We start from the raw sequence: 25,990 nt of genomic DNA, 5'->3' as shown, positions 1-25,990 counted from the left end.
CAGTAGGCCCCGAAGGGGATGAGTCACATGGCGATCTCAACACAAGTCGCACTCCGTACGACCGCGCTGGCCTTCTCCGCCTCTCTTGCCCTGGCAGCCTGCTCCAGCGGGGGCGGCGGTCAGACGAATGGCACAGACAGCACGGGCGCGACCAAAACCACCTCCGGCACCCACGTGACGGTGACCGAGACCGAGTACGCACTGAAACTGTCCCGGAACACCTTCACCCCGGGCACGTACACCTTCACCGCCGACAACGCCGGCAAGGTCACGCATGCCCTGGAAATCGAGGGACCCGGCGTGTCCGAGGCGAAGACCAAGAACCTCCAAGGTGGCCAACATGCAGAAGTGACGGTGACCCTCAAAAAGGGCAGCTATGAGCTCTACTGTCCCGTGCCCGGTCACAAAGGGCTTGGCATGGTGCAGAGCATCAAGGTCGGCTGAGACGCGTCGGCCAACGCCTCACGGGATTTGAGGAGAATCGACCGCTGATCGCGGTGTCGCGCATTCGGCCGGCCGCACGTGGTTGGCATGATGCCTGGCGGCGGTAGCCGGGTTCGGGGGCCATCAGGGGAAGGAGCCGAGTGGAGAGTTCCGACTGGCAACCAGTGCTGACGCTTCTCGTACTTCTCGTCGCGGCGGTCGTCCTGCTGCACGCCGTCTCGATCGCGCTGCGAGCGATCCGCGAGCCCTTGCACTCAGGTCCGTTCGGCGGTGGGCTCGAACCGCAGGAGCACGCTCTGTCCCGGTTCCACGTTCGCTGGTACCCGGTCACGATGATCTTCCTCGCCTTCGACATGGAGATGTTGTTCATGTATCCGTGGACGAAGGTGGTCTCGGCGGTCGGTACGAGCGCGGTCGTCGAGATGTTCCTCTTCCTCGGTGTGCTGTTCGCGGGTGTCGGGTACGCCTGGCGAGAGGGAGCCTTCCGGTGGAGTTGAAACGCACGCTGGTGCGCGCGGCGATGTCCCGGCCGGGAGTGCTGCTGGTGGTATGTCCCGGGGCGACACGCGAACGGCTGGCGGTCGAGGCCGAGTTGGTACGGCGGAGATGGCCATGCGCGGCCGTGCCCGCGGACGCGGATCTGCTCGTGGTCGCGGGCGAACCCGGCGCCGAGGACAACGGTTGGGTCGCGAGCGTGTGGGACGGCATTCCGGCGCCCAAGGCCCGGATACGAGTCACGGATGCGGAAGAGGCTTCCGATGCGCTCGATCGCGGGCTGCTTGAACTCGAGGGTGGAGGGCTTCCGGCCGCCCACGGTGAGAGCGACGGTCAGCAAGGTCACCGCGGTCACGAAGAGGTCGGCGAACACTCGGCGCACGAGGGCCATGACGGCCATGGTTCGGGCGGGGAACACACAGCTCACCATGAACACGGTGATGGCACTCCCCATCCCGGTCATCACGGCAGCCCAGCGCAAGAAGCGCACGATCACGGAGGTGAGCACTCCCCGCCGGTCTCCGAGGACATGGAACAACACGGCCACCATGACCATGCGGAGCACAGCGAACACGGCGACGGCGGGCCAGAGGGGCACGGAGCACACGAAGACCAGGACCAGGATGCGCCCAAGGACGATGCTGGCCACGAGCATCACACCGAGCACGGCGGACACGAGGCGCACGACGGCCATGACAGTCACAACATGCATGGCGGTCATCACGGTCACGCCGGGCACGGCATGGGCGTAGTCGACGGTCTGCCCATGGCGGAGCGCGCCGACGACCGGGACGGCCTGCGGCTCGACCGCCTGCACGTGCCCCTGGGTCCCGCGCTGGCCGACTGGCCCGCGGGACTGGTTCTAAGGGTTTCCCTTCAGGGCGACATCGTTCAAGAGGCCACCGTTGAACGGTCGGCCCCTCCCCCATCGCCACAACTGCCCTTCTGGAACGAGCCGTTCCTGCGCGCCGCCGCGGGCGAGCGGGTTTCTCAGGGCGAGGCGGCACGACGGCTGTGTGCCGCGCACCTGGACAGTCTGGGCAGGTTCTTCGCCGTGGCCGGGTGGAGTGACATGGCCGCCCGTGCCCGGCACGTACGGGACCGCGCCCTCGCGGGGGCCTCCGCCACGGAACTCTCCGCTGTCGTACGGCCTTTGGTCCGTCGCGCCGAGCGTTCACGGACGCTGCGTTGGCTGACTGCCGGACTGGGGCCGCTGCCTGTCGAGCAGGCGCGGCGTCAGGGCGTCACGGGTCCCGCGCTGGTCGCCGACGGGGACGCGCACAACCGTATGCTCGTGTGGCTGGACGCGGTCGGGCGCAGTGCGGCCGCGGCTGACGACTCCGGGGCTCTCGACACGTCCCAGGCGGTCGGACCGCGCGGGAGGGTCTTCGGTTCGGCGCCGCCCTCACGGGCACTGTTGGACGTCCTGCCCGGTCTGCTGGAGGGCGCCGAGTTCGCGTGCGCGCGGATCATCGTCGCGAGCCTCGACCCGGATCTCGACGAACTTCTGCCTGTATCCGTGACAGGGATGGTTCATGGCTGAGCGCGCTCCGCTGTGGGCGGTCTTCGTGCTTCCCCTGCTCCTGGTCGCCGTGGCCGTGGTGACTGCCGGTTTCGACGCCCTGCTGTCCGCCGGGGCTCGAAGCGGACGGTCCGGGTCGCTCCGTGAGACATCCGTCCGAGCCATGAGTCCCGGTCGCGAGGTGCTGCGGCAGCTTGTGCAGCAACCGCGGCGGACTCGTGCGTCGGACGTGCCGCTGACCCGGATCGGGACCGCTCTCCTGCCCGTTGCCGCGGTGCTCGCCGCCGTCGTACTGCCGCTGGGCTTCCGGTCGCTGAGCGATCTGCCGGAAGGAATCGTCTGGTTCAACGCCATGGAGGCGTTGGCCTGGGCCGCGGTGTGGCTGGCGGGCTGGGGACCGAACTCCGCCTTGTCGCTCATCGGCGGCTACCGCTTCCTGGCGCAGGGGCTGGCGTACGAACTGCCGCACATGCTCGCGATCACCACGGCTGCGCTCGGCGCCGGGTCACTGCGGGTGGGTGAAGTCGTGGACGCCCAGGCCGGGTTGTGGTTCGCGGTGTGGATGCCGGTGGCCTTCGGGATCTATCTGCTCAGCGCCATGGCGATGGCGTTCTGGGGGCCGTTCGACCAGCCCGTCGGGCGGGACGTGGCCGGCGGCGCGGCCTCCGAGCTGTCCGGGGCGGACCGTGTGCTCTTCCTCGGTGGCCGGTGGCTGCTGCTGGTGGTCGCCGCGGCGTTCAGTGTGCCGCTCTTCCTGGGCGGCGGGCACGGTCCGCTGCTACCCGGCTGGGCGTGGACCGTGCTCAAGACGACGGCCGTGCTGGTGTTCCTGGTCTGGGTCCGGCGCAGGGTTCCGACGCTGCGGATGGAGCGTTATGCGGAGTTGGCCTGGGTCGTACTGACCCCGTTGGCGATCGTGCAGGCGCTGGTCGTGGCAGTGGTGGTGCTGAACCGGTGAAGGCAATGACGAGAGCGAGGTGTCGTACGTAATGGGTGTCGCGGTCTTCTGGGCGCTGGCCATTCTTGCGGTCGTCAGCGGCACGATGGTGTTCCGCTTCGACTCCATGGCCCGCGCGACGTTCTCCCTGCTGACCTCGCTGCTGTGCGTGGGCGGGCTCGTCGTACTGCTGGGGCTCGACTACCTGGGCATCGTCATCGTGCTGATGATGACCATCGAGATGGCCATCATGGCTGTCTTCATGGTGATGTACATGATGAATCCGGCCGGGCTGATGCCGATGACGATGATCCACAACAAGAAGGGTGCGGCCGTGCTCTGCGGGCTGGTGTTCGCGCTCTTGGCAGGCGGGATCCTGTTCGCGCCCTGGCCGGCGCGCAAGGGCAGGGCTCCCGCCGATCCGACCATGGATCTCGGTATGTCGCTCATGGGCCCGCAGATGCTCACCATGATGACCCTGGGCATGGCTCTGTTCGCCACGATCGTGGCGACCGTGGTGCTGGCCACCCGGCGCGGGAGGTACGACCGGTTCGGCGACGATCTGCGGGCTCGCCACGCGAACGATCCCGTACGAGGCGGTGTCGGCCGGTGAGTCTGGAGCTGTTTCTGCTGCCGGCCGCCGCACTCTTCTGCATCGGGCTGTTCGGGGCGCTGACCCAGCAGTCGATCGTGATGCTGATGATGGGCATCGAGTTGATGCTGGGCGGCGTGATCCTGGCCGCCGCGGCGACCTGGCACTACATCGCGCCGACGACCGCCGACGGACAGGTTCTGATCGTCGTGGCGGTCACCGCGATGGCACTGGAGATGGCGATCGGATTCGCCGTCGCCACCGCCCTGTTCCGGTCGCGGGAGATCGACCTGACCGACATGGCGGCGGAGTTGAGGGAATGAGCGCCCTGCTGTGGGCGCTGGTCGCCGTACCGCTCGGCTCCGGTGTCCTGTTTCTGGTTGCGGGGCGCAGGGCCGACCGGCCGGCACCCGGTATCGCCCTCGCCGTGGCGGTCGCCACGACGGGACTCGCCGTCACGGCGGCCTTCCGGCACCCGACCGTACAGGCTCCACTTCTCGACGGTCTGCCGGTACGGCTCGCGGTGGACGGGCTGTCCGGCCTGCTGGCCGTCACGGTCACCGCGGTCACCCTCGCCGTACTCCTCTTCAGCGTCGCGGAGTTCGGCGCGGACGAGGCGCGGGCCCGCTTCTTCGGGCTGATGCTGCTGTTCGCCGGGAGCATGCTCGTGACCGTCACCGCGGCGACCCTTCCGGTCCTCCTGATGGGGTGGGAGGTCATGGGCGCCACCTCGTGGGCGCTCATCGGCTACTGGTGGCGGGATCCGCAGCGCACGAGCGCGGCGAACACGGCATTCCTGACCACCCGTACCGCGGACCTCGGTCTCTATCTGGCGGCCGGTGCCGCGCTCGCGAGCGGTCAGGATTCGACGCTGTCGCTCGGCGGCCTCGGGCGCATCGACGAACCGTGGTTGTCCTTCGTCACCGCCGGCATCGTCGCCGCCGCCCTCGGCAAGTCCGCCCAACTGCCCTTCAGTTTCTGGCTGTCGAAGGCCATGCAGGGCCCGAGTCCGGTCTCCGCGCTGCTGCACTCGGCCACGATGGTCGTCGCGGGGGCGTATCTGCTGCTGCGGACCGGGCCGCTGCTGGACGCCTCCGGCTGGGGCGACGACGTGGTCGCATGGGCAGGAGCGGCCACCGCGGTCGGTCTGGGGCTCGTCGCGGTGGCGCAGACGGATCTCAAGCAACTGCTGGCCGCGTCGAGTTGTGCGCAGATCGGCTTCATGGTGCTCGCGGCCGGAACCGGCGCGACCTCCGGCGGGACGCTGCAGCTCATCGCTCACGCGGCGGCGAAGAGCCTGCTCTTCCTGGGTGCGGGCGCCTGGCTGACCGCGCTGGGCACGCAGCGGCTCCCCGAACTGCTCGGCGCCGCCCGCCACCAGCGGACGGTCGGCATGGCCTTCACCGTGGCCGCGATTTCCCTGGCCGGGCTTCCACCGCTCTCGCTGTGGGCCGCAAAGGACGTCCTGCTCTCGGGGGCCCTGGAAGCCAACCCTTGGCTGTACGCCGCCGGGCTGGCCGCCGCGCTGCTGTCGGCGGTCTACAGCGCCAAGGCCCTGTGGTTCGTCTGGCGGCCCGCAGTGCCACGACCCGACGCCCGCCGGATCCCGGAGGGGGCGGTGGCGCCACTCGTTCTGCTGGCCGTGGCCTGCCTCGCGTTGACGCCGTTGGCCTTCCCGCCGCTGCGCGACAGCGTCGAACGCGTCCTCGCCCACACCGGTCAACCCGCCCCGCATATCTGGGAGTTCGCGCTCTCCGGGGGTCTTGCTCTGCTGGCGGGCGCAGTCACCTGGGCCTGGGGAACACGCCCGCTGCCCCTGCCTGAACGGGCGAAGTCGGGCTTCGCGGACTGGCTCCTCCTCGAACGTGCCGCCCACCTGCTCCTGGTGGCCCCTGTCATGCGCCTCGCACGCGCCGCCGCGATGTTCGACGACCTCGGGCTGGACCGGGCCGTCGACGGGGCGGCCGCGTCAGCCGTTCGCTTCGCCCACTGGACGAACAACGTGGTGGAGCACGCCGTGGACGGCGCGGTCACCGCGGTCGCCGCCGGAACCCGTGCCCTCGGCCGCTTGGCGCGCCGCCCACAGACCGGCCAGCTGCACCAGTACCTCGCCCAGGCCGTCGCGGCCTTCACCGTCCTCGCCGTCGTGCTCGTCCTCGTGAGGTGACCCGCTTGCTCACCGCGCTCGTCTTCGTGCCCGTAGCAGTCGCGCTGCTGCTGTTCGCCCTGCCCGGGCGCACGACTCCGACGTTCGTCCGCATCGTGTGGATCCTGGCGTCGGCGCTGGAACTCGCCCTGGTCATCGCGATGTGGACGGGGTACCACACCGACGACGGAATGCAGTACGAGCAGCGCGCCCGCTGGATTCCCAGCGCCGGCGTCGGCTACCACGTCGGCGTCGACGGTCTCTCGCTCCCTCTGCTGGCTCTCACCTGTCTGCTGTTCCTCGCCTGCGCGTTGTACTCGCTGCGCGAGAAGCGCCGTATCCGCGAGTTCGCCGCACTGTTCCTCTTCCTCGAGACCACGTGTCTCGGGCTGTTCGCGGCCCTCGATCTGATCCTCTTCTTCGTCTTCTTCGACCTGTCCATCGTGGCGATGTACTTCATCATCGCCGGATGGGGCCACCGGCAAGCGGCCCGCGCCGCGCTGAAGTTCTTCCTCTACACCTTCATCGGTTCGCTCGCACTCCTGCTCGGCTTCATCGGCCTGTACCTCGCCGCGTCCCCGCACACCTTCGACATGGTCGAACTGACACGCCAGAACCCGCTCGCCGGACGCTCCGTCTACGGCGGCCTCGTGCTGCTGGCGATCGTCGTCGGCCTGGCGGTGAAGACACCGACCGTGCCGTTCCACACCTGGCTGCCGCTCGCCCATGTAGAGGCGCCCGCGGCCGGTTCGGCCATCCTTGCCGGGGTGCTGCTGAAGATGGGCACGTACGGTTTCGTACGCATCGCCATGCCGATGCTCCCTGGGGCCTGGCGACGCTACGCCCTGGTCCTCGTCGTCATCGGCGTGCTCTCGGTGCTCCACGGCGCCCTCGTCGCCCTCGCGCAGACCGACTTCAAACGGATGGTCGCCTACACCTCCGTGAACCACATGGGCTACATCGTGCTCGCGATCGGCGCCGCCGCCGCGACCTCGGACAGCTCCGCGCAGGCCCGCTCTCTCGCCGTCACCGGAGCGGTGACGCAGATGGTCAGCCACGGCCTGCTCACCGGCGCCCTGTTCCTGCTCGCCGGGGTGCTCTACGAACGGGGGCGGACGTACGACATGGGCTCATACTCCGGACTGGCCGCCGTAGCACCCGCGTTCGCGGCCATGACCGGCATCGCGGCCTTCGCCTCGCTCGGCCTGCCGGGCTTCTCCGGATTCATCGCCGAGTTCCAGATCTTCACCGGAAGCCTCGGACCACGCCCCCTGGCCACGTCACTCGCGGTCATCGGCATCCTCCTCACCGCCGGCCTGTTCCTGCGCGCCCTGCGACAGCTCTTCACGGGACCTCTCCACCTGCCCGACGCACCGGGCACGCCGCGCGCGTTCCCCGACATTCGCATCCACGAGGGCCTCGCCGTCGTGCCGCTGCTCGTGCTGGCCGTGGTGCTCGGAGTGGCACCGCGCTTCCTTCTCGACATCATCGAGCCGGCCTCCCGCTCCGTTCTGGAGCTGCTCACCCGATGACGGAGATGAACGAGAACCCGCTCGACCTCCTCCCGGAGGTGCTGCTGGCCGCGTCGGCCGTGCTCGGGCTGCTCCTCGGCTCCTGGCTGCCGCGCGCACGGCAGTGGGGCGTGGGCCTGCTGGCCTGCGTCGCATGTGTGGCCGGCATCGCCGCGGCGGCGGTGGCCGCGGCCGGCCCTGCCACGACCGCCTTCGGCGAGGCCTTCGCCATCGACCCGGTGACCAGCACGTCCCGGATCGTGGTTCTCGGCGGCATCATTCTCGTCCTCGGGGTCTCTTTCGGACCTCTGCGGGGAGACCCGCGGGAGAGCGAGTTCTACGTCCTGGTGCAACTGGCGGCCCTCGGCGCGCTGATGATGGCGGGCACGCAGGACCTGCTGCTGCTCGCGGCCGGCTACCTGCTGGCGAGCATCCCCGCCTACACGCTCGCCGGGTTCCGCAAGGACGGGCCCGGCGCCGAAGCCGCCCTCAAGTACTACGTGATCGGCGCCCTGTTGGGCGTGCTGATGCTCACCGGCATCACGGTCCTCTACGCCACCGGTCGCGGAACCGGATACCCGATGCTCGGGGACGCGTTCCGCGACGCACCCAAGGTGCTGGTCGCCACAGGCGCCATCGGGCTTTTGGCGGGCGTTCTGTTCAAGGCAGGCGGTGTGCCGGCGCACTTCTGGGTGCCCGACGCCGTGCAGGGCAGCAGCCCAATGGTCGCGGCGCTGCTCACCACCGTTCCGAAGATCGGCGCGCTGGCCGCGCTCTTCCGGCTCGGCGATGTGGTCTTCGCGGACAGCACTCTGCCGTGGCCCCCGCTCATCGCCGTCCTCGCGGCCGCGTCCATGACGCTCGGCAATCTCGGCGCGTTCTTCCAGCAGGACGTCAAGCGGCTACTCGCGTACTCGACGATCAGCCAGGTCGGCTTTCTGCTTATGCCGGTTGCCGTGGCGGGCCGCTCGGACCTGGCCCAACAGGCGCTGCTCTACTACCTCGCGGCGTACACGGTCACCAACCTCGGTGCCTTCGCCGTGGTCTGCGCACTCCCCCACGCGCACACCCTGGACGACTACCGAGGACTCGCGAAACAACGTCCGCTGCTCGCCGCGAGCCTCGTCATCTGTCTGCTGGGGCTCGTCGGCACCCCGCCCACCGCCGTCTTCCTCGGCAAACTCGAGTCGTTCAGCGCCGCGTTCGACGGCGGCTACGCGTGGCTCGCCGTCCTGGCCGCCGCCAACACCGTGGCGTCGCTGTTCTACTACCTGCGGTGGATCGTGCCCGCGGTCTCTCGGGGCGGTTCTTCCTCGTCCGCCGACGGCGACCGTGCGGCGCGCGTCATGGCGTACGCCGCCACGGGGATCTCCCTTGGCCTCGGCCTTGCCGGAGGGCCCGTCCTCAACGTGCTAGCCGAATCCATCAGTCATTGAGGTGCACAGACATCAACCGGGCTGCGAACTTGTAGTCGTGGCTCCGGCGCTCCTCGCGGTTGCGGATTCCGCGCCCCCAGGCGGAGACGCCTCCAGCTGGCAGCAACGCGGCAAGGTAGTCATCGCCCCTCCCTCGTCGGGGCCTTCCTCCTGGTTGCGCGTACTGCACTCGGCCAACGATGCCCTGCTCACCCTCCACGGCGTCCCGGTCGCCGTTGATTTCCTCTACGTCCTGGTCGCCGTCGTCAGTCACTAGCTCTTCCACCGTCCTGCTCGTGACCTCAACCTGCCGCCCCGGCAGCCCTGACCTGTCGTCGGCGTCTTGATCAAGTGCACCGTTCCCGGAAGACACCAAGGGACCGCATACGATCAAGATCCGGACCATTCCCGGGCCGGCGAACCACTCCGAGCGCGGAGCCACGCGATTTACGCTGGCCAACGGCGTGTAGCTCGTGCACCACCAGCAGACCAAGAACCTGCTCGGGTACACCCTTCAAGGCCACAGCCTCAGCAATCGGTCTCGCACTGCCTGCCATCACGCCCTCTCACCCCCACTCCTGACCTGCAACTACGCGCTGGAGAGGCGAAAGAACGGCAAATTCGACCCGGATTCGACCCCAGGGCCCATCAACGCGGAAATGATTAAGGTTGATCTGCGGTGATACAACTTCTGCCGGTGTACCACCAGTTCGTGGCACAACAGTCGACAGAAAATTCCCAAAGCTCGCACATAACGCAAAGCGGAAGCGCCGAGGTTGACCCAACCCACTGACGGAAACGCGCAGCCAAGTCGCCGGTCCAGCACACTCCTGATCTCACTCGTCCCCACGAGCACTCGCTCTGAACAGGCAGTTTCCTCTGCTCCTTCCGTAAGACGGAAGAGGTATTGCGCCCCGGCAACCCCCTTCCGGACGATATCGCCACCACCCAACGACGAGAGCAGCAACGATGCCTCACATGACCGCCTTCGCCAGAAACCAGTGGTCCACCGCGGCGGCCGTGGGGAAGAACTCCGCGCTCAAGGCCATCACACCGTTCTGCACCGACTCGAACTTCTACAACGACCTCATCGCCAACGGCGGGATCCCCACCCCGTTCGTGGCCGGCATCGCCCAGGCCGAGCCGCGCGGCCCCGAGGACGATCCCGCCACCGACACCCAGTCGGTGACCATCGCCCAGCAGGCATCGGGCGGTTCACGCTCCTACGACGACGCCTACTGGCAGGCCCTCGACGTACAGAAACTCATGCCGCGGATCGTGGCCAACGGGATTCCGGCGCTGTCCGCGGCCGGCTGGAACGACCTGTTCCCCGGCGGCGACCTGGGCGCCAATGTGGCGGCCAAAGCGCTTACTACCACCGCCCGTTGACGGATCCGATCGCATCGGACGAACCCGTCACCGGCCGCTACCAGGCGATCGTCGAGCCCTGGACCCACGGAGAACACGTCAACGAGGCGACACCGCAGGCCATTCGCCTGGAGTGGTTCGAGACCTGGCTCAAGAACGCGCCCACGGGCATGGCCGACACCTCGACGGAAGCGACACCCTCACCTGGAGTGCGGCGACCGCGGCCGACACGCCGACCTACACCAGCGCCCCGCTCAGCAAGGCGGCCCTGCTGAACGGCCCGACCGACGTGACTCTGTACGCCGAGTCGACGACACCGGAGACCGAACTCTCGGCCAAGCTGAGCATCGTCGCGCCGGACGGGACGGTGACCAAGCAGGCCGACGGAATCCTTCTGGGCAGTCAGCGCACCGTGGACACCCAGCAGAGCTGGTACGGCGACAACGGCACCCTGCGCAAACCGAGCCACCCGTTCACCCAGGCATAGCAGCGCCCGGTGACCCCGGGGCAGACGACCAGGTACGACATCTCGCTGCTGTCCAACTTCACCAGGATTCCGGCCGGTTACCGCATCCGGATCAGCATCGACAGCCGGCCACCGGCGGACTTCCACTTCCCCGTCGCCCCGACCCCGCAGGAGTCCGCGAACCTGGCCGGCGGCGTCTACACGATCGAACGCTTCCCACAGGCCGCGTCGTCCGTCAACCTGCCCCTGACGACGCCGAGTTCGGCGACTCCCAGCGACGAGGACCGGGGACCGTCCTCCTGACCGCACGGACGGCAGGTCTGCTCGCACGGCAGACCTGCTACGCCTCTGCCGGGGCCGACCGGACCAGCCCCATCACCTGCTCCACCGTCTCATTGCCCAGGCTCGGTGTCGTCAGGGGAAGATTGTCGGGACGCTGCCGGACGCCGTTCAGCAGGATCTCGATACAGCGCCGCCGGATGTCGGGCCGCCTGCCCTGGGTGAACCGACTGGCGGCGCTCAGCATCTCCACCATGACCGGGATGTCGGAAGGACTGATCTCCGGGCGCAGATCCCCGCTCTCCTGGGCCCGCCGGATCAAGGCCTCCAGAAATGGCAGCATGCCGCCCCGCGCGGTCTCCAGGGGCTCGGAACTGTGACTGCCCAGCATGATCACTTCGTGCAGGCCGCGGTTCTCGGCGAGATCGGCCCCCATCTCCGTGAGGAAGTCGACGAACCCCTGCCACGGGTCAGGATGAGCGAGCGCCCGCTCGGCGGACGCCTGCCGGATCTCCAGATCCTGCTTGAACAGGGCCCGTACGAGGGAGTCCTTGTCGGGAAAGCGCCGATACACGGTGCCGACCCCGACGCCTGCGTGCCGGGCCACGTCGTCGAGCGTGACTCCCAGCCCGTGCCGGCCGAAGACCTCCCGCGCGGCACGCAGGATCTTCTCCCGGTTGAGGGCGGCATCGCGCCTCAGCGGGCGGTCGCTCTCCCTCGGACCATCGGCCCCAGCACCCTCGGCCATGCCGACATGCTAGCCCCGTTGATCACGGCCGGGTTTGCGTTCGGTGTCCGGCACCCCGCGGAAAACGTTCCAAGACCCACCGAGGTAGACTTTCCGCGCCCATGAGGACCGTGTCGTGCCTGGTCGCGCGGCTGTCAGAGCGAGGGGGGTGGACGTCATCCAGGTTCGCCCCGCCCGTATTCAGGATGTCGCGGCCGCCGCGGGAGTCTCCGTGTCCACGGTGTCGAACGTCCTGAACCGGCCGGAGCGGGTCAACGCCCGCACCGCCGAGCGGGTCCGTGACGCCGTCGCCGCCCTCGACTACGTACCGCATCCGGGTGCCGCCGGACTGCGCACCGGGCACTCGTCCTCGATCGGGCTCGTCCTGCCCGACGTGGCCAACTCCTTCTACTCGCGCATCGCACGGGGTGCCGCCGACGCGGCCTACGACCACGGCTACTCGCTCGTGCTCTGCGACAGCGGAGACGATCCCGAGCGGGAGCAGGGCTACTTCACGATGCTGATCGAGCAACGGGCCGTCGGGGCGGTGGTGGTCCCGCTCGGCGCCGACCCCACCCGGCTCACCCGGCTGCGCGAACGCGGCATCCCACTGGTGCTCGCGGACCGCGCGCTGCCAGCCCAGGACGGCTGTTCCGTCTCCGTCGACGACATCGCCGGCGGCCGGATCGCCGTACAGCACCTCCTGAACCGGGGCGCGCGCGACATCCTCGTCGTGAACGGCGAGCGCGGGATCGTGCAGTGCGCGGACCGCCACCAGGGCGCCCGCCAGGCCGTCCGCACCCAGCGCGAGGCACGGCTGCGCCAGATCGTCGCCGACGAGATGACGGTGGCATACGGCCTGGAGATCGCGCGTGGCCTCGACGAACTGCCCGACGGCGTCTTCTGCACCAACGACTTCCTCGCCGCCGGGCTCTGCCGCGGACTGGGTGAGCGGGGTGTGCGCATACCCGAGGACGTGCAGGTGGTCGGCTACGGCGACCTGGACATAGCGAGCTTCGTCGGCACGACCCTGACGACGGTACGGCAGCCGGTCGAGGAGCTGGGCCGGGCGGCCGTCGGGATGCTGCTCGACGAGGTGGAGGCCCGTGCCGAACACGCCCACGAGACAAGGGTGTTCGCCCCCGACCTCGTCCTGCGCGACTCCACGCGGCCCCCGTCAGACCGGAGTTCGTAGCGTCACGGGCCCCATGAGTCCGGACGGGAGCTGGGACGGGAAGGCCCAGGCGGTGGGGGTGGCCTCCGCCAGGTAGGGCGCGAGAGTGTTGTTGACCGTCACATCCAGACGGACCGTCCGCCCTGCGGCGCCCGGGAGTTGAAAGCGGTACGGCGGACAGAACGCCTCGCCGACACACTCCCCGTCGAGGGCGACCGACACGCTGCCGCGCACCCGCCCGAGGTCCAGCACCGGGTCCGCACCGGCCGGCACCTCCACCTCCCGTGAGTACGTCACCCCACCGCTCCAGCCGACCAACCCCAGCAACTGCCAGTCCCCCAGCGGGAATCGCGCCGGTACGGTACGGACGCGCACCGGTCCGCGCCAGGCGGAGCCACGCCGCAGGACCGCCGTGGGTTCGGTGACGATCTCCAACTCCGTTGCCCGCGCCAGCGGTTGGTCCAACGTCAGTGTCTCGCCGTCCAGCGGCCGAGCATCACTGTCACCGACCCGCACCCTCGCCGCCAACTCCAGCGGCAGGTCCAGCGATACGGTGCCCGGCGGCACGGTGAAGCGGAAGCGCTGCGCGCGGGGCCGGACGGTGTCCGTGGAGCGCAGGGGCAGTCCGGCGGTGCCGAGCACCGGAGCGCCGGTCAGCCACTCGCTCTCCGGCAGCGAGTGGGGTCGTACGGCCGCGTAGCAGTGCTGCAACTCGCCCCACCGGCCATCGTGTTCGACGGTCCGGCCGTGCCACTCCCCCGTCTCGGCCTCCCAACCGGCTCCGCTGGTAAGAGAGTTCACCGCCGACTCCGTGCGGGTCACGCAGTCGACGAACACCGCCTCGCGCGGGCGGACGGCGTCGGCCACCACTTCCAGGACGTGTTCGCCCTCCTCCAGGGCGAGTTGGTGGCGGAAGAACATCGGTACGGCGCCCCAGTCGGACTCGTAGTACTCCGCCTTCTCCTGGCGTGCGACGACCGTCCCGTCGAGCAGCACGGTGACACCCACCGCGGCACCCACGACGAGTACCGCCTCTCCGGAGGCACGCAGACGCCCTCGATACGTCACCCCGCCCTGCGGTCGTACGTCCTCGGGCAGGCACATGAACTGTGGGCGCGGGGCGAATCCGTCCGGTCGGGCCAGGCAGAAGTAGCTGCCCAGGGGTGTGTCCGCGGCGCCGGAGATCAGCAGCGGTCTGTCCTGGGCGTCGGCGAGTTCGTATTCGAGGACGTTGCGGGGCAGTGCGACCGTCACGCGTGCGGTGGTGAGGTATCCAGCGGCGGTGTCGACGAGTTCGCCGTTCCACCAGACCCGTTTGACGGCCGCGGCACCCACGTGCAGATCGGCGGGGCCGCGGTGGTCCGTCTCGACGATCGCCCGGACTCTGGCGACCGTCCCGGGTCCGGGCACGGGGACGCGCACGAACTCCTCGGTCACCAGCCCCTTGTTGCCGAGCAGGCCGTCCGGTTCCGGGATCCCTCGGGTCGACGAGTACAGCGAGACACGCCAGTCCTCGTCCGAGGCCGTGAGGGGGAGGGTGTCGGCGAGGACCCGTTCGACACCGGGCCCGTCCAGCGGTTCGGGGGCGCGGGCGGCCGGTGTCGGAGGCAGGACGCGGACGCGGTTGCCGTAAGTCGCCCGTGCAGGTTGCCAGTTGGCGTCGGGGCCGTCCGTCTCGGTCCAGTGCATGGTCCAGATCTGCGGTTCGGCGACGGACGAGCCCGCCGGGAGCGCCAGGTCGCCCCAGGTGTTGTCCATGGTGGGGACCAGGCGGCCTTCCCAGCCGTCCGAGACGTCGGTCGTCCGTTCCGGGCTCGGTGGTGGTGCGGACGTCCGGGGTGTCCGTGGGGTGCCTTCGCGCCATACGACGAGGACGGCGGGGGCGCCCTCCAGTGGCACCGCGATGGTCGAGCGGCCGTCGCGGACCGTGATGTCCGCCTGTTGTCGGGTGCCGCTCGCCGGGTTCCAGATCTCGGCCTCGGCGACCTCGGCGTGCACGGTGACGGTCGAGTGGTGGGCGTAACGGGCGGGGTCCGCCTCGTGGTCGGCGTCTCCCGGCAGCGTGCGGGCGTCGGGGAAGGCGCCTGTCACCAGGGCCACCGCATCGGCTCCCGTTCTCCTGACGAGCAGGGGCACCTCGCCGGTCGCGTGTCCGGCGTTGTCCGCCACCGTCGCCGCGCCGGTCTCGGCGTCGCTCGCCCGCTCCAGGCGCGGGTGCTTCAGGAGGGCCGCGACCACGGAGTCGTCACCGGCCAGTCCGGCGGCCGACGCGGGCGGACGGCCCACGACCACCACCCGGCCGCCCGCGTCGAGGAGTTGGGACAGCCGGCGTGCCGTCTCCTCCTCCAGGACGCTCGCCGAGGGCAGCAGTACGGCGCGGTACGCCAAGTCCGCTACGCGCAGGGCGCCTTCGGCGGCCGTGGCGCGCTGCACGGAGGCGTCGTCGACGACGTCGAAGGAGATGCCGTGGCGGTCCAGCGAACCGACGTGCGGGCCGAGCCAGTTGTTCGTGCCGCACAGGCCGAGGTAGTGCTCCTGGGTCTCGTCGACGTCGGCGTGGTCGTCGCCGAGGCGGCCGTCGCCGAAGTGGTGCACGGGTGCGTCGAGCGGGAGGAGGGCCTGCATGGTGGTGGTGGGGTGCAGGACCGCGACCTCGGCGCTGTAGGTGCCCCAGGACATGATCGAGCAGATCCGGGCGACGGCCCGGGAGAACGCCGGGTACTGCTGCCAGTAGGGCTGGCGCCAGTCGGTGGACGGAGGTGCCCACTCGAACCAGCCGCCCGCGGTGCCGAAGTAACTGGCGTGCGGGTTGTACAGGTTGGCGCCGCTGCGCAGGAACGGCAGGAGCCAGTCGTAGGTGTCGGCGAGGGTGCCGCCCCAGCCGGAGGAGTGGAAGGCCTCGATCCAGACGCGCTCGTGGCCGTAGAGGTGGGCCATGGAGGAGTGGACCTTGGAGTCGCCGTGATGGTCGCTGCCGACGGCGCCGTACCAGCGGTGGGTGCGGAAGTAGTCGGTGTAGATCTGTGTCGACTGGGCCGGGAACCCGGCTCGCGCGGGGTTGCTCTGGTCGGCTCCGACGAGCATGCCGCGTTCCGTGTGCCAGGCCGCGAGGGGCTTGAAGAGGGCCTCTTCGGTGAGTTCGGCGCGAACGGCGTAGTAGTCGCCGCGGATCTTCGCCGCGCGGGCGTCCGCAGGGCCGAACAGGGCCGGCAGGTGGTCGAGCAGGTCGTAGCCGCGGCGGGCGCGGAACTCCGCCGGGAAGCGTGGACTCCACGAGTTCGTGGCGGGCAGTTCGTCCTGGAAGCTGCCCGCGACGACGTTGCCCAGGTACTCGGGGACCCGGCGGTCGTACTCGTGGTGGACGGCGTCCAGCAGCAGTTCTCCGGCGCGCGGGGAGAGGTAGTCGAAGGCCGTGGGGACGGCGACGACGAGGCGTACGTCCGTGCCGTCCGCGGCCATGATCCGGAAGGCACCGGAATCGAAGGCCACTTGCAGCCGACGGCCCGTCAAGTCGTAGGCGGCAACGAGGGTTTCGGCGCCCTGCGGGGCGACCGTGCCGCCCGAGACGGTGGCCCGGCGGCAGCGCAGTGCGCGGCCGGTGGCGGCCAAGTGCCGTCGGGTGACGGCGCCTTGGACGTTGGCGCCGGAGAAGCCGATCTGGTCGTAGAACCACAGACGGGTGCCGATGTCCCGGGCGATCCGGCAGGTGTCGGTGAAGCGGTCCCACCACTCCTCGCCGAACCACGGCGGGTCGTCGGTCCGGGCGCCGAAACTCGGGCCTGCCGGGGCCAGGTTGATCACCACGAGGTTGTGGACGCCGCCGTCCGCGAAGCTGCGCAGCTGCCGGTCGAGACGCTCGCGGGTGACCTTGGCGCCGGACCACCACCACAGCGGGGTGGGGCCGAAGTCCCGGGGCGGGGCGTCGAAGAGCTGCTGGAGCGCGGGAGAGATCACGTCGGCGGTCCTTCCGGGTGCGGCTCGGTCACCCATACGGATCAAAAACGTTTTAGGTCGGCTCAGTCGTCTGCCACCTGCAATGTTGGCACCGGTGGCGGGGTCCGGGAAGAAGGCTGACACTTCTTCACGTCGAATGGCGCAAGGGGGCTTGTTGGAACGTTTTCCTAACCCTATATTCACTGCGACCCCGGCCCCGGAGCCGCGAGGAGCCGCACCATGAGCCGATTCCTGCCCGCTGCCCAGGCACGCCCGGAGCAGCCCATCCCGAAGCACTTGTGGAAGGTCGCCGCCCTCTCGGGCATGGCCTCCTATCTGGACGCCGCGCTCATCGTCAGCATCGCCGTCAACCTGGCCATCTACCGCGACAGTTACGACATGGGCGTGTGGATGGCCGGGGCGATCAGCGCGATCGTCACCGGCTGCATCGCCGTCGGCTCCCTCGTCGGCGGACGCCTCGCCGACCTCTTCGGGCGCCGCCGCGTCTACAACCTGGACATCCTCTGCTACGCGGTGGGCGCCATCGTCATCACGCTGGCGCCGAACGACATCGTGCTCTTCGTCGGCGTGCTGGTCGCGGGGCTGGCGGCCGGTGCCGATCTGCCGACGTCCCTGGCCGTGGTCTCGGACGCCGCGCCCCCCGAGGGCCGGGCGCGGCTGGTGTCCTTCACCCAGGTCATGTGGGTGCTCGGCATCGTCGTCGTGATCTTCCTCGGCTACCTCCTGTCCGACACGGGCCTGACCGGGGCGCGGTTCATCACCGGCCATCTGGTCGTCGCCGCACTGGTCACCTGGCAGCTGCGCTCCCGGCTGGAACTGCCCGACGAGCCGGCCGAGGAGGAGGTGCCGACGGAGGCCGTGCCGCGGGGCATCGAGCTGAAGAACATCTGCAACCGGGCCGCGCTGGTGCCGATGGTCGCGACCTTCGTCTACTACGTCACCTGGGGCATCGGCGCCAACACCTTCGGCCAGTTCGGCACTTACCTGCTGGTCACGGTCAGCGGCGCCTCGCAGAGCCTGGCCACCGGGATCAACCTGGCGTTCCTGCCCATCGCGCTGGTGCTGACGTTCGTCTTCGTCCGGCTCGCCGACACCCCCTGGCGCGACCGGCTCTTCTACGTCTTCACGGTCGTACAGGTCCTCGCCTTCTGCATCGCCTCCCTCACGGCCGGCGCGCTCGTCGGCATGCTCGTCTTCTTCGTGCTGTACCAGATCTCCAACCCCTTTGCGGGGGAGGCCAGTTACAAGGTGTGGTCGCAGCTGACGCTGCCCCCGGACACCCGCGGCACCACCCAGGGCCTCACCTACGCCCTGTCGCGCGGGGTCTTCGCGGGCGTCGCGTTCGTCACGCCCGCCCTGATGGACTACAGCGCCTCCGTCCTGCTCTGGTCGATAACTCTCTGCATGGCGGCGTCGGGCGTCGCGGGCGTGTACGTCATCCACACCCTCATCCGGCGTTCCCCCGACACCGCCACCGCCCCGGCGAGTCTGGGCGTGGCGCGGACCTGACGCGGGTCCGGGCACGACCCGGACCCGAATCCGTACCGGTACCCGGAAGGAACACCGCACCATGGCTACGACCGAACCCACCACCGCGACCGCGGAACGCACCGCCGCCCTGCGGGAGTCGCTGCCCCCGGTGACCCGCCGCCGGACCCGGATCGGACTGGTGGCGGGCGGACTCGGCACCTACTGGCCGCAATTCCCCGACCTTCTCCCGCAGTTGCAGCAGTCGTCCGCCTATGTGGCCGACCGCTTCCGGCAGTTGGACGCGGAGGTGACGGACGTCGGCTTCATCTCCGACGCCGCGGAGGGAGCGGTCGCCGCCGAGCAACTCAGGCGCGCGGACTGCGACTTGATCGTCCTGTTCCTGACGACGTACCTGACCTCGTCGATGGTGCTGCCGATCGCCCAGCGTTCGCACACCCCCGTCCTGGTCGTCGACCTCCAGCCGTCCGAACGGATGGACCACGCCTCCTTCGACACCGGCGCATGGCTCGCCTACTGCGGACAGTGCCCGGTGCCCGAGGTCGGCAACGTCTTCCGGCGGGCCGGCATCCCCTTCCGTTCGGTTTCGGGCTGGCTGCGCCAGGAGTCCGCCTGGCGGCGCATCGAGCAGTGGGTCCGGGCGGCACGGGTCCGGGCCGCGCTCCGGCACGCCCGGCACGGTCTGATGGGGCATCTCTATCCCGGCATGCTCGACGTGTCGACGGATCTGACGCTGCTCCCGGCGACGTTCGGCTCGCATGTCGAGGTGCTGGAGTTCGACGATCTACGGCAACGCGTGGAGCGGGTGAGCGAGGCCGAGACCCGGGAGCGCACGGCTCTCGCCCGGCGGATCTTCGCCGTGGACGACAGCGTGGTCGACGAGGACCTCGCGTGGGGGGCGACCGTGTCGGTCGCGCTCGACCGGCTCGTCGAGGACTTCGGTCTCGACACCCTCGCCTACTACCACCGCGGTCTGGACGGCGAACTGCACGAAAGGCTCGGCGCCGGCATGATCCTGGGTGCCTCCCTGCTCACCGCCCGGGGCATGCCAGCCGCCGGTGAGTACGAACTCCGCACCAGCCTGGCCCAGTTGGCGACGCAGAGCATCGGCGCCGGGGGTTCCTTCACCGAGATCCAGGCCCTCGACTTCGAGGACGGGGTGGTGGAGATGGGGCACGACGGGCCCGCGCACCTCGCGGTCAGCTCCCGTGATCCGCTGCTGCGCGGCCTGGGCGTCTACCACGGCAAGCGCGGCTGGGGCGTCAGCGTGGAGTTCGACGTCCGGCACGGTCCCGTGACCCTGCTCGGCCTCGGCCAGGACGCCGACGGCTCCCTGTCGTTCATCACGTCCGAGGGCAGCGTCGTACCCGGACCGCTGCTCGCGATCGGCAACACCACCAGCCGGGTCGACTTCGGCCGCGATCCCGGCGAGTGGGTCGACGCGTGGAGTGCCACGGGCGTCGGCCACCACTGGTCCCTCGCCCTCGGCCACCATTCCGCCGACTTCCGCGCCGCCGCGAGCCTGCTGGGCATCGAGCACCGGGAGGTGTGAACGCAGTCGATTCAGTAGGGCACGTGGATGCTGTGGTTCGCCAGCGCCAGGGAGTAACGCGTCAGCAGCGCGTCGAGGCCCGCGAGCAGCAGCCCGGCGGACTCCCCCGCCTCGGCGAGGTCACCGCGCTCGCAGGCCTCGACCACCTCGGCCACATCGCTGCGGAGTATGTGCAGGGAGTCGCCCTGGATCAGCACACCGGGGAACCGGCGACCGGGCAGACGGACCACGGCGACGTTCCCGCCGTCAGTGAACAGCTCTACGTCAACGCGTTCCATGGCGCCATCCAACCGGACAGCACCGCCCGACATCAACGAAGTTGTACGCGGAGCACTTCGGACCCCGCCGGACTCGCGCCCCGGCTCCGTCACGGTCGTGCGGACCGGCCGCCCGCCACACCGGCGTACGGCCGCTTTCCCGGCTGCCCGTCCCTGCCTCGCACCCAGAAGAACAGGACCACCGAGGACACCGCGGCGACCGCGCACCACGTGGAGACGAACTCCAGCTCCCACAGCGTCCAGCAGACGAGCGCGCCGACCGTGACCAGGATCCCCAGCACCAGCAGCCCGCGGTCACCGGACAGCAGCAGCGAGCCGACCGTCGCCACGAGGTAGCCGGCGATGACCAGTTGAGGGTGGGACAGGTCGACGACGTACCCGACGGTGTGGCCGCGGATCTCGGACGTCACCGGATGCGCGACGAGAGCGTAGGCGAGTGCCGCGGCCGTGGCCGCCCCGACCGCCGGCAGTACGGCGAGCCGGGGCCGGGCCCGCGGTGGCGCGGCGCACCACACGCCCGCCGGAACCCACACCGCCACCATCGGCAGGGCGATGACGGCCCAGGTGACGGTGGCGGCACCGGTGCCTCCGCCGGCGGCCCACACCAGCGACTCGACGATCTGGTGGACACCGAGCAGCCACGGCAGGGCGGCCAGCGGCAGATCGGCCGGCCGACGGGTCCGGACCACACAGGCCACCCCTACGGCGAGGACGCCCGCGCCCGCGACGAGATCGGCCTTCGCACTCCAGCACATCGCTCTCCCACGTGATCGGTCGGCGTCCGCCTGCGTCACCTTCACGCTACGTCTCGGCCCCGCCGCGCGCCGGGTGGCACCACGGCCGCGGCGCGCCGTGATCACATACCCGCGCGCGCCTTCGATCCCCCCGCCCGCTCAACGCACCTGTCCCCCGGCGCAGTTGACGACCGGGCCCCGAAACCACCCCCGGCCTGCGCGCGAGCGTCCCGCCGTGATTGGCTGACCCCGCCCACCGCACACCGTGCGCACGCCCAGGAGGACATCGCAGCCATGAGCAACGCCTACACGTTCGAGTACAAGGTCGTCAGCTTCCGGGAGTCGCTGATCGGCGACGCGCTGGACAGCGACAAGCTGGAGAAGGTCCTGAACAAGCACGCCGAGGACGGCTGGGGCCTGAAGGCGATCACCGCCGCCGACGTCAAGGGCCGGATCGGTCCCGGCGCGGTCGAGGGCCTGCTCCTCACCTTCGAGCGGCCCCGCGCGTAGCGCCGTCCGGCGCGGCGGGCGCAGGGCCTGTCCGGCTGGGCGGGGCAGCACCTGACGGACGGATCGGGGCGCAGCAGGGAAACGGCGACCGTTCGGTGCCGGTGAGCGGGGCTCGGCGCGTCCAGCCCTGAGGCGGAGAAGGACGTGCCGGGCCCGCGTCCACGGCACGGCCCGCCGGACAGGCCCCGCGCGGCTGCCGCTGTCGTAAGCGGGACGGGGCCCCGCGCTGGAGCCGGCTCCGTGCGCGGGGCGCGGGCCGGGAGTCGTCAGCGCCCGGGAACCGGAAGCAGCCCGGCGGGCCCCGGAATCTCCCCCGACCCACGCGGAATCAGCTCCGTCGGCATCACCACCCGCCGCGGCGGTGCCGCGTCCCCGTGGATGCGGGCGAACAGCAGATGCGCGGCGCTCGTCGCGAGGGCGACCGGGTCCTGCGCGATGACGGTGACCGGCGGGGTCAACTGTGCTGCCAGCGCGAAGTCGTCGAAGGCGATGAACGCGACGCCGGCGGGCAGCACCGGCAGCGCGCCCAGCGCGAGGACCTCGTTGCCCGCGAGCACGGCCGTGGGCGGTTCGGGCGCGGAGAGGATCTCGGTGACGGCTCGGGCGGCGTCCGCTCCGGAGCCGAGTCCGTGCCGGGCGAGCGCCGGGTCGGCCTCGATGCCCGCGGCGCTCAGGGCCGCCAGATAGCCGCGATGGCGTTCGCCGAAGGTCCAGATCTCCCGTCGGTCGCCGAGGTAGCCGATCCGGCGGTGGCCGTGCGCGACGAGATGGCGTACGGCCTGTTCCACCGCGCCGAAGTTGTCCACCACGACGGTGTCCACGTCCAGGCCCGGTGCCGCCCGGTCCACGCACACGATCTTCGTACCCCGCGCCTGCGCCGGGCGCAGAAAGCGGTGGCTGCCCGCGGCCGGGGTGAGGACCAGACCGTCGACACGGCGGGCGGTGAAGGCCGCGACGACCTCCCGTTCGCGGTGCGGGTCGGCGCGGCTGGAGCCGATGAGGACCATGTTGCCGCGCCGGTGGGCGATGTCCTCGACGGCCGAGGCGACGGCGGCCATGAAGGGGTCGGCGACGTTGTCCACCATCAGTCCGATGGTCTGGCTCAGTCGGTCCGTGCGGCGCAACTGCCGTGCCACGTCGTCACGTTGATAGCCCAGCTTACGGACCGCCGCCTCGACGCGAGCGGCGGTGCGGGGCGCGACGCCCGCCTCGCGGTTGACCACCCGGGACACCGTCATCACGCTCACGCCCGCTTCCGCGGCGACGTCTTTCATCCTGGGACGACCGGCCACGCCACGTCCTCCAGATCTCGTCGCGCGCGACCTGGCCGACGGCCGACGGCGTGCGCCCGAACCGTGTCCGTCCCGACCCTTGACGCCCACTCATGGGCCTCCCAGAATCGACGAACTGTTAACGATACCAACCAGAAAGCACAGCATGGCCTCTGCAAGGGAACCACTTCTCGCGGCACATGGTGTGGTCAAGCGTTTCGGCCATGTCCAGGCGCTCCAGGGCGCCGACTTCACGGCGTACGCCGGTGAGGTCGTCGCACTGATCGGTGACAACGGTGCCGGCAAGTCGACGTTGGTGAACGTCCTTTCCGGTGTGCTCACCCCGGACGAGGGCGAGGTGCGCCTGGACGGGGTGCCGGTCCGGTTCACGGGTCCGATGGACGCGCAACGGCACGGAGTCGAGACCGTCTACCAGGATCTTTCGCTGGCGCCCGATCTGGACGCGGCGGCCAATCTCTACCTCGGCAGGGAGCTCGTGCGCGGGGGTCTGCTCGGCCGCCTGGGCGTGCTCGACCGGCCCACGATGCGACGCGAGGCGATCGCGGCCTTCGGCGAACTGGGAGTCGAACTGAAAGATGTGACGGCTCCTGTGACAACGTTGTCGGGAGGGCAGCGGCAGTCGGTGGCCGTCGCCCGCGCGGTCGCCTTCGCCAACAAGGTCATCTTCATGGACGAGCCGACCGCCGCCCTGGGCGTCGTCCAGCGCGCCCGGGTCCTGGAGACCGTGCGCAGGGTCGCCGACCGGGGCATCTGCGTCGTCCTCATCAGCCACAACATGCCCGAGGTGCTGTCGGTCGCGGACCGGGTCGAGGTGCTGCGGCTGGGCCGCCGGGTCGCCTCGTTCACCGCGGCCGACGCCACGATCGAGAAACTCGTCGGCGCCATGACCGGATCACTGGACGAGCCCGCGCAGAACGGGAACCACGGCGCGACCGAAGCGGAGGGCGGCCGATGAGCGCCAACAGCCAGGACATCAAGCCGACGGCCAAGGCGCCGGACGTGCCCCCGTCCGACGGCGGAAGGTTCGCCATACCCCCGTGGCTGCGACGGGCCGCCGGCATCAGCGAGTTGTGGACCTTCGTGATCCTGGTCGCGCTGGTCGCGTTCTTCACCATCGCGGCGCCGGGCAAGTTCTTCACGCAGTACGACCTCACGCAGATCGCCGTGAACGCGGCCATCTACCTGGTGCTCGGTGTCGGCATGACGTTCGTGATCATCACCGCGGGCATCGACCTGTCGATCGGCTCGGTGCTGGTGCTGGCGGCGGTCGCGGCGGGCGAGTACAACATCCACCACGGCGGACCCGCCTCCAGTTGGGGCACGGTCGCCGTCTGTGTCGTCATCGCCCTTGCGGTGGGCGCGGGTTGGGGTGCGTTGCAGGGAGCGGTGGTGGCCACCGGGAAGGTGCCCCCGCTGATCGTGACCCTGGGCGGACTGGGCGCGGCGCTGGGCATCGCCGAACTCGCCACCGGCGGCCAGGACCCGGCCGGTGCCGCCGCCACCCACCTCCAGAACAGCCTGGGCTTCGGCAAGTTGGCCGGCATCCCGTGGATGGTGATCCTGGCCGCGGTGGTCACCGCCCTGTTCGGCACGGTGCTCGGCGCCACGCGGTTCGGCAGCCACACCCTGGCCATCGGCTCCAACCCGACCGCCGTCCGGCGCGCGGGCATCCCGGTGGGCCGCCATCTGATCATGGTGTACGGCCTGATGGGCCTGCTGGCCGGTCTCGGCGCGGTGATGTGGCTGGCCTCGTACGGGACGACGTCCATCGCCGGGCACTCCACCGACAACCTGAAGGTGATCACCGCGGTGGTCCTGGGCGGTACCAGCCTGTTCGGCGGGCGGGGCTCCGTACTCGGCACCGTGATCGGTGTGTTCATCCCGGCCGTGCTGACGACCGGGCTGATCGTCATCGGTGTGCAGCAGTACTGGCAGGACGTCGCCGTTGGTGTCGTCCTGGTCGCGGCCGTCTACATCGACCAGATGCGCAGGAAGACCAGAGAGCGTGCGTGACCCCCTCCCCGACCTTCGATCCCACCCTCGTACGACCTTGGAGGACAGCCTTATGTCGAGTATTCGCATCACGCGCAAAGTACTGGTCGCCGCCGGCACCGTGCTGGTCCTGACCGGCGCGGCCGCCTGCAGTTCGTCGAGCGACAGCGGCGGTTCGGGATCGAAGGGGGGTGCCTCCGGGAAGAAGGTCCGGCTGATCACCGGTGTGAAGAGCGACCCCTTCTACATCACCATGACGTGTGCGGCGCAGACCGAGGCCAAGGCCAAGGGCATGGACTTCTCGGCGGACGGTTCCGCGCAGTGGGACGTGTCGGTGCAGCGGCCCCTCCTCGACTCGGTGGCCGCGTCCCGGCCCGACGGGCTGCTGATCTCGCCGGTCGACGTCAGCGCGCTCACCCCGTCGCTCAAGCAGATCCAGTCGGCCGGGACAAAGGTCGCCCTCGTCGACACCACGGTCACCGACTCCTCGATCGGCATCACCCGGATCTCGTCGGACAACGAGAAGGGCGGCCGGGTGGCGGCCGACGCGCTCGCCAAGCTGATGAACGAGAAGGGCTCGGCGATCGTCATCAGCGTCAAGCCCGGCGTCTCCACCACGGACGCCCGCATCAAGGGCTTCACGGAGGAGATGAAGAAGTACCCGAACATCAAGATGCTGCCCACCCTCTACGACAACGACCTGCCGGCCACCGCGGCCTCCCAGATCCAGTCGACGCTGGCGGCCCATCCCGACCTGGGCGGTGTCTTCGCGGGCAACACCAACACCGGTACCGGCATAGCCACCGGTCTCAAGCAGGCCGGCAAGCAGGGCGCGGTGAAGGTCGCCGCGTTCGACGCCGAGCCGGACGAGGTCGCCTCCCTCAAGGCGGGCACGCTCCAGGTGCTGGTCGCGCAGGACCCGGCGGCGATCGGCAAGGAGGCCGTGGACCAGCTCGCCGCGGCCTTCGAGGGCAAGTCGGTGCAGAAGTCCATAGGCACCAACATGGTCGCCATCACCAAGGCGAACATGAACCAGCCCGAGATCAGCAAGTACTTCTACAAGGCGGGCTGCTGACCGCTCCGCGACGGCCTGTTCTGCCGGGCACCCCATCGC

General features: G+C 70.0%; 25 protein-coding genes. 19 read left to right on the top strand and 6 right to left on the bottom strand.

Annotated elements, in window-relative coordinates; genetic code table 11:
- Window positions 1-27 precede the first annotated feature (27 nt).
- The 9 genes from ACWDEW_RS37210 to ACWDEW_RS37170 all read left to right on the top strand — a co-directional run bounded on the left by ACWDEW_RS37210 (window position 28) and on the right by ACWDEW_RS37170 (window position 9,083).
- Window positions 28-444, top strand: coding sequence for a plastocyanin/azurin family copper-binding protein (locus ACWDEW_RS37210; protein WP_450518993.1), 417 nt, complete (start codon window positions 28-30; stop codon window positions 442-444).
- Window positions 445-584: 140 nt separating this feature from the next.
- Window positions 585-941 (top strand): NADH-quinone oxidoreductase subunit A, encoded by a 357-nt coding sequence (locus tag ACWDEW_RS37205; RefSeq protein ID WP_450518991.1) that lies wholly within the window; start codon window positions 585-587, stop codon window positions 939-941.
- Window positions 932-2,482: a hypothetical protein gene (locus ACWDEW_RS37200; protein WP_450518989.1), complete on the top strand. Its 1,551-nt coding sequence runs from the start codon at window positions 932-934 to the stop codon at window positions 2,480-2,482. The genes ACWDEW_RS37205 and ACWDEW_RS37200 overlap by 10 nt, the downstream gene beginning before the upstream one ends.
- The gene (locus ACWDEW_RS37195; RefSeq protein ID WP_450518987.1) at window positions 2,475-3,419 is read left to right on the top strand and encodes an NADH-quinone oxidoreductase subunit H; all 945 of its coding nucleotides are present in this window, start codon (window positions 2,475-2,477) and stop codon (window positions 3,417-3,419) included. The genes ACWDEW_RS37200 and ACWDEW_RS37195 overlap by 8 nt, the downstream gene beginning before the upstream one ends.
- Before the next feature lie 31 nt (window positions 3,420-3,450).
- Window positions 3,451-4,011, top strand: a complete 561-nt coding sequence (locus ACWDEW_RS37190; protein WP_450519104.1) for an NADH-quinone oxidoreductase subunit J — start codon at window positions 3,451-3,453, stop codon at window positions 4,009-4,011.
- Window positions 4,008-4,313 carry an NADH-quinone oxidoreductase subunit NuoK gene (locus ACWDEW_RS37185; RefSeq protein WP_450518985.1) on the top strand — a complete coding sequence of 102 codons (306 nt, stop codon included), beginning with the start codon at window positions 4,008-4,010 and terminating at the stop codon, window positions 4,311-4,313. Before ACWDEW_RS37190 ends, ACWDEW_RS37185 begins: the two co-directional genes overlap by 4 nt.
- Window positions 4,310-6,157, top strand: a complete 1,848-nt coding sequence (locus tag ACWDEW_RS37180; RefSeq protein WP_450518983.1) for an NADH-quinone oxidoreductase subunit 5 family protein — start codon at window positions 4,310-4,312, stop codon at window positions 6,155-6,157. The genes ACWDEW_RS37185 and ACWDEW_RS37180 overlap by 4 nt, the downstream gene beginning before the upstream one ends.
- Before the next feature lie 5 nt (window positions 6,158-6,162).
- Window positions 6,163-7,668: a complex I subunit 4 family protein gene (locus tag ACWDEW_RS37175; RefSeq protein WP_450519103.1), complete on the top strand. Its 1,506-nt coding sequence runs from the start codon at window positions 6,163-6,165 to the stop codon at window positions 7,666-7,668.
- The gene (locus ACWDEW_RS37170) at window positions 7,665-9,083 is read left to right on the top strand and encodes an NADH-quinone oxidoreductase subunit N (protein WP_450518981.1); all 1,419 of its coding nucleotides are present in this window, start codon (window positions 7,665-7,667) and stop codon (window positions 9,081-9,083) included. Before ACWDEW_RS37175 ends, ACWDEW_RS37170 begins: the two co-directional genes overlap by 4 nt.
- Here ACWDEW_RS37170 and ACWDEW_RS37165 read toward each other — a convergent pair.
- Window positions 9,073-9,504, bottom strand: coding sequence for a hypothetical protein (locus tag ACWDEW_RS37165; RefSeq protein ID WP_450518979.1), 432 nt, complete (start codon window positions 9,502-9,504; stop codon window positions 9,073-9,075). The two genes, ACWDEW_RS37170 and ACWDEW_RS37165, sit on opposite strands and share 11 nt — an antisense overlap.
- Window positions 9,505-10,040: 536 nt before the next feature.
- Here ACWDEW_RS37165 and ACWDEW_RS37160 point away from each other — a divergent pair.
- The 3 genes from ACWDEW_RS37160 to ACWDEW_RS37150 all read left to right on the top strand — a co-directional run bounded on the left by ACWDEW_RS37160 (window position 10,041) and on the right by ACWDEW_RS37150 (window position 11,199).
- On the top strand, window positions 10,041-10,451 hold the full coding sequence (locus tag ACWDEW_RS37160; protein WP_450518977.1) for a hypothetical protein: 411 nt from the start codon (window positions 10,041-10,043) through the stop codon (window positions 10,449-10,451).
- A gap of 112 nt (window positions 10,452-10,563) precedes the next feature.
- Window positions 10,564-10,917, top strand: coding sequence for a CocE/NonD family hydrolase C-terminal non-catalytic domain-containing protein (locus ACWDEW_RS37155; RefSeq protein ID WP_450518975.1), 354 nt, complete (start codon window positions 10,564-10,566; stop codon window positions 10,915-10,917).
- A 9-nt stretch (window positions 10,918-10,926) separates the two neighbouring features.
- Window positions 10,927-11,199 (top strand): hypothetical protein, encoded by a 273-nt coding sequence (locus tag ACWDEW_RS37150; protein WP_450518973.1) that lies wholly within the window; start codon window positions 10,927-10,929, stop codon window positions 11,197-11,199.
- A gap of 37 nt (window positions 11,200-11,236) precedes the next feature.
- Here ACWDEW_RS37150 and ACWDEW_RS37145 read toward each other — a convergent pair whose 3' ends face one another.
- A complete protein-coding gene (locus tag ACWDEW_RS37145; protein WP_450518971.1) occupies window positions 11,237-11,923 on the bottom strand; it encodes a TetR/AcrR family transcriptional regulator in 687 nt (228 codons plus the stop codon).
- A 148-nt stretch (window positions 11,924-12,071) separates the two neighbouring features.
- Here ACWDEW_RS37145 and ACWDEW_RS37140 point away from each other — a divergent pair, with 148 nt between their 5' ends.
- Window positions 12,072-13,097 (top strand): LacI family DNA-binding transcriptional regulator, encoded by a 1,026-nt coding sequence (locus ACWDEW_RS37140; protein ID WP_450518969.1) that lies wholly within the window; start codon window positions 12,072-12,074, stop codon window positions 13,095-13,097.
- Here the strand turns inward: ACWDEW_RS37140 and ACWDEW_RS37135 are convergent.
- Window positions 13,080-17,030, bottom strand: coding sequence for a glycosyl hydrolase (locus tag ACWDEW_RS37135; RefSeq protein WP_450518967.1), 3,951 nt, complete (start codon window positions 17,028-17,030; stop codon window positions 13,080-13,082). The two genes, ACWDEW_RS37140 and ACWDEW_RS37135, sit on opposite strands and share 18 nt — an antisense overlap.
- Window positions 17,031-17,249: 219 nt before the next feature.
- Here ACWDEW_RS37135 and ACWDEW_RS37130 point away from each other — a divergent pair, with 219 nt between their 5' ends.
- Together ACWDEW_RS37130 and ACWDEW_RS37125 are read left to right on the top strand one after the other, a co-directional pair.
- Window positions 17,250-18,539, top strand: a complete 1,290-nt coding sequence (locus tag ACWDEW_RS37130; protein ID WP_450518965.1) for an MFS transporter — start codon at window positions 17,250-17,252, stop codon at window positions 18,537-18,539.
- 61 nt (window positions 18,540-18,600) lie between these two features.
- Entirely contained in the window at window positions 18,601-20,070 is a 1,470-nt protein-coding gene (locus tag ACWDEW_RS37125) for an arabinose isomerase (protein ID WP_450518963.1), read from the top strand.
- An 11-nt stretch (window positions 20,071-20,081) separates the two neighbouring features.
- On the opposite strand, the gene ACWDEW_RS37120 is transcribed toward ACWDEW_RS37125, so the two are convergent.
- Together ACWDEW_RS37120 and ACWDEW_RS37115 are read right to left on the bottom strand one after the other, a co-directional pair.
- Entirely contained in the window at window positions 20,082-20,348 is a 267-nt protein-coding gene (locus ACWDEW_RS37120; RefSeq protein ID WP_450518961.1) for a DUF6959 family protein, read from the bottom strand.
- A gap of 89 nt (window positions 20,349-20,437) precedes the next feature.
- A complete protein-coding gene (locus tag ACWDEW_RS37115; protein WP_450518959.1) occupies window positions 20,438-21,103 on the bottom strand; it encodes a DUF6629 family protein in 666 nt (221 codons plus the stop codon).
- 273 nt (window positions 21,104-21,376) lie between these two features.
- On the opposite strand from ACWDEW_RS37115, the gene ACWDEW_RS37110 reads away from it, so the two are divergent.
- Window positions 21,377-21,592 carry a DUF4177 domain-containing protein gene (locus ACWDEW_RS37110; protein WP_019056094.1) on the top strand — a complete coding sequence of 72 codons (216 nt, stop codon included), beginning with the start codon at window positions 21,377-21,379 and terminating at the stop codon, window positions 21,590-21,592.
- A 266-nt stretch (window positions 21,593-21,858) separates the two neighbouring features.
- Here ACWDEW_RS37110 and ACWDEW_RS37105 read toward each other — a convergent pair whose 3' ends face one another.
- On the bottom strand, window positions 21,859-22,866 hold the full coding sequence (locus tag ACWDEW_RS37105) for a LacI family DNA-binding transcriptional regulator (protein WP_450518957.1): 1,008 nt from the start codon (window positions 22,864-22,866) through the stop codon (window positions 21,859-21,861).
- A 163-nt stretch (window positions 22,867-23,029) separates the two neighbouring features.
- Here ACWDEW_RS37105 and ACWDEW_RS37100 point away from each other — a divergent pair, with 163 nt between their 5' ends.
- Genes ACWDEW_RS37100 through ACWDEW_RS37090 form a run of 3 tightly spaced genes read left to right on the top strand, consistent with a single transcriptional unit; the run spans window position 23,030 to window position 25,951 of the window.
- Window positions 23,030-23,839 carry an ATP-binding cassette domain-containing protein gene (locus ACWDEW_RS37100; protein WP_450518955.1) on the top strand — a complete coding sequence of 270 codons (810 nt, stop codon included), beginning with the start codon at window positions 23,030-23,032 and terminating at the stop codon, window positions 23,837-23,839.
- On the top strand, window positions 23,836-24,897 hold the full coding sequence (locus tag ACWDEW_RS37095; protein ID WP_450518953.1) for an ABC transporter permease: 1,062 nt from the start codon (window positions 23,836-23,838) through the stop codon (window positions 24,895-24,897). The genes ACWDEW_RS37100 and ACWDEW_RS37095 overlap by 4 nt, the downstream gene beginning before the upstream one ends.
- A 52-nt stretch (window positions 24,898-24,949) precedes the next feature.
- Window positions 24,950-25,951 (top strand): ABC transporter substrate-binding protein, encoded by a 1,002-nt coding sequence (locus ACWDEW_RS37090; RefSeq protein WP_450518951.1) that lies wholly within the window; start codon window positions 24,950-24,952, stop codon window positions 25,949-25,951.
- Window positions 25,952-25,990: the final 39 nt, after the last annotated feature.

This window comes from Streptomyces sp. NPDC001100 (assembly GCF_053598575.1).
The sequence above is the reverse complement of the archived record's forward strand: the minus strand, read 5'-3'. Positions and strand labels throughout refer to the sequence as shown.